The organism is Arhodomonas sp. KWT, assembly GCF_010993615.1.
Genome location: NZ_WNXE01000851.1, coordinates 1 through 724, shown reverse-complemented (window position 1 = coordinate 724; position 724 = coordinate 1). Strand labels below are relative to the sequence as shown.

Below are 724 nucleotides of genomic sequence, written 5' to 3'. Positions count from 1 at the left end.
TGTCGTCCAGGTACGGGCGACCGTCCTGCCAGTAGTCGTCGTAGGCAGTGAGGTGGACGTAGCTGCCCTTCTCCCACTTCACGAACTTGAACGGGCCGGTGCCGATGGGCGTGTCGTTCATCTCGTTGTCGTTGTAGTCCGTGCCCTCGTAGATGTGGGCCGGCATGATCGGCATGTTGGTCACGCCGAGACCGATGATGAACGCCGGGAAGGGCTCCTTGAGGTTGAACACGACGGTGTGGTCGTCCGGCGCCTCAACCGTGTCCACGTGGGAGAAGATCAGCCGCCAGCGCGGGTTCGTCTCCGGCGTGAAGGTCTTGGCCGTGAATACCACATCATCTGCGGTAAAGGGCTCGCCGTCGTGCCAGGTGGCGTTCTCGCGCAGGTGGAAGGTGTAGGTCAGCCCGTCCTCGGAGATCTCCCAGCCCTTGGCCAGGCCGGGCAGGGGGTTGAGGTCGTGGTCGTAGCGCAGCAGGCCCTCGTAGATCTTGCCGCCGACCAGCTGCGTCGGTGCCTGCTGGTTGAGCCCCAGGATCAGGATCGGGGGTTCGGGGTTGAGGATGATGTCGAGGGTGCCGCCCTTCTGGACGGCCTGGGTGTCGTCCGCCGCCTGGGCGCTCGTCGCGGGTAGCAGCGTACCGGCGACGGGCAGGGCGAGGAGCGCCGCCGCGGCGGCCGCCATCAGCCCCCGCTGAGGGCGTCGATACCACGCCCGGCGGGCGTT

General features: G+C 66.9%; 1 protein-coding gene. It reads right to left on the bottom strand.

The window, feature by feature from the left end; translation table 11 throughout:
- Positions 1 to 682: ABC transporter substrate-binding protein (locus G7A99_RS22855; protein WP_240466390.1), on the bottom strand; the 682-nt coding region annotated here is incomplete at its 3' end.
- Positions 683 to 724 lie beyond the last annotated feature (42 nt).